The sequence below is a fragment of the Pseudoalteromonas sp. AWM4_233 genome (assembly GCF_056158285.1).
The window spans coordinates 1-2,848 of record NZ_JBSWSZ010000049.1 but is presented as its reverse complement, the minus strand read 5'-3'; the positions used below and the strand labels follow the sequence as shown (position 1 = coordinate 2,848).

Below are 2,848 nucleotides of genomic sequence, written 5' to 3'. Positions count from 1 at the left end.
CAGATCAGTCACATGGCTTGCATCACCCTTGAACAGCATTTCACGTTCAAAGTTAAGCAGTTCAGCATTATCACGCGAGGCTTTCTTCCACCAGGTATCAAAGTGACGACCAGATACCACGGTGTGATCAATACGCTGGTCGTAGAAGTTGAACAACTCATCGTCATCAATCAGAATGTCACGACGGCGGGACTTATGCTCCAGCTCTTCAACTTCACGCAATAGCTTACGGTTCTGTTGATAGAACTTGTGCTTGGTGTCCCAATCCCCTTCTACCAATGCCGAACGGATGAACAGCTCACGAGAAATAACAGGATCAATCTTGCCATAGTTCACTTTACGCTTCGCAACGACAGGAATGCCGTAAATTGTCACTTTTTCAAAAGCAGCAACCGCAGCTTGTTTCTTCTCCCAATGAGGCTCACTGTAGCTTCGCTTAAGCAGGTGCTCAGCCAAAGGCTCCACCCACTCAGGTTGGATCTTGGCTGCGATACGGCCCCACAAGCGTGATGTTTCTACCAGCTCAGCAACCATTACCCACTTAGGCTGTTTCTTGAAAATGCCTGAGCCCGGGAAGATATTAAAGCGAGCATTACGCGCACCTTGATATTCGTTTTTCTCCTGATCTTTCAGACCAATATGCGACAGCATACCGGCAAGAATTGCGGTATGAATACCCTGGTAGCTTGCTTCTTGTTCATTGATGCGGAACTCAAGCTCTTTAACAACTTGGCTCACCTGGTAGTAGATATCCTGCCACTCACGCACTCGTAAGTAGTTAAGGTAATCTTTCTTACACTGACGACGGAACTGATTGCCAGACAACGCTTTTTGCTGCTCTTGGATGTAGTCCCACAGGTTAACAAAGGTCACGAAGTCCGATTCTTTATCGTAGAAACGGCGGTGCTTCTCGTCAGAGGCTTGTTGTTTATCAGAAGGACGCTCACGCGGGTCTTGAATCGACAAAGCACAAGCGATGATCATCACTTCTCGCAGAGAACCATTCTTTGGCGCTTCCAACACCATGCGTGCCAAACGCGGGTCAATCGGCAGGCGAGCCAACTGGCGGCCAATCTGTGACAGACGCTTACGCGGATCTTTCGCTTTGGTGTTAATTGCGCCTAGCTCTTCCAGCAAACGAATACCGTCTTGGATATTACGGTTATCCGGTGCCTCTACAAACGGGAAGGCCTGAATATCGCCAAGGCCAATTGCCGTCATCTGCAAGATAACGGATGCTAAGTTAGTACGCAGGATCTCAGGGTCGGTAAACTCAGGGCGTGACAGGAAGTCTTCTTCTGAGTACAGGCGAATACAGATACCTTCGGCAACACGACCACATCGACCTTTACGCTGGTTGGCACTCGCCTGAGACACACGCTCAATCGGCAGGCGCTGTACTTTGGTACGGTAGCTATAACGACTGATACGCGCAGTACCCGGGTCGATAACATATCGAATACCCGGAACCGTCAACGAGGTTTCAGCAACGTTAGTTGAAAGCACGATACGGCGGCCAGCATGAGTTTGGAACACACGGTTCTGCTCACCGGCCGACAGACGGGCATACAATGGCAGAATTTCGGTATCCCGTAGATTACGTTTTTCTAACGCATCAGCGGTATCACGGATTTCCCGCTCACCATTCATGAAGATCAGGATATCACCCAAGCCCTCATCACATAGCTCGTCTACCGCATCGAAGATGGCTTGAAGCTGATCACGATCGCTATCATCGCCATCTTCGGAAACAGGACGGTAACGTACTTCCACTGGGTAAGTACGGCCTGACACTTCAATAATCGGCGCATTGAAGAAGTGCTTGGAGAAACGCTCAGGGTCGATAGTTGCAGAGGTAATTATGACTTTAAGATCAGGGCGCTTGGGCAGCAATTCACGCAAATAGCCCATGATGAAATCGATGTTAAGGCTGCGTTCGTGGGCCTCATCGATAATGATGGTGTCATATTGGTTCAAGAAGCGATCGTTTTGGATCTCTGCCAACAAGATACCATCGGTCATCAATTTGACCTGGCTGCGATCCGACACTTTATCGTTGAATCGAACCTTGTAACCGACATAAGAGCCAAGCTCACATTGAAGCTCTTCGGCAATACGGCTTGCTACCGAGCGGGCAGCCAATCGACGTGGCTGGGTGTGGCCAATCATGCCTTTAGTGCCAAGCCCTAGCTCCAAGCAAATCTTAGGTAGCTGGGTGGTTTTACCCGAGCCTGTTTCACCGGCAACAATAACAACCTGATTGTTCTTGATCGCTTCAGCGATTTCGTCTTTTTTCTGGCTGACCGGAAGCTGCTCTGGGTACGAGATGGTCGGTCGCTGTGTGGCACGCATCTGCACCGTTTGCATTGATTTCGCAATATCTAGTGCGATCTCATCAAACACGGCGTGTCTTGCCTGCTCTTTCTTGATCCTGGCCGCACCTTGCACGCGTTTGTGCAAACGAAACTGATCGCGCATCATGCAATCTTTAATCGCGGCCTTGAGAGTTTTTTCGTTGTTTAAAACGTTAGCCTGAGGAGTATTCGACTGAGTCAATGGAATTCCTGATATTTCAGCTGGGTATTTCACAAAATTGGACGAATTCTACCACAACTCTGTGGTTTTGCGGCATACGAGAATTGCAGCCCAATTTATTAACGATTGGTATGACATAATTTGCAGCACAAATATGTCTTCAGGTATTATTTTGTCGCAACTTCATACATAGAGTAAAAATAATGAAAAAAACACTAGTTAGCCTTGCGCTGGCAGCTGTGATGGCCTCACCTGCTTTTGCTAACCAACCTGTACAGCTATCAGTACCAGGCAACAACCTGCCAGATGGTAA

Annotated in this window: 1 protein-coding gene; it reads right to left on the bottom strand. The window is 48.4% G+C overall.

Annotated elements, in window-relative coordinates; translation table 11 throughout:
- Positions 1–2,493, bottom strand: a 2,493-nt coding sequence (gene hrpA / locus ACXAC4_RS19545; protein WP_475164864.1) for an ATP-dependent RNA helicase HrpA, incomplete at its 3' end; no start/stop codon positions are given.
- Positions 2,494–2,848 lie beyond the last annotated feature (355 nt).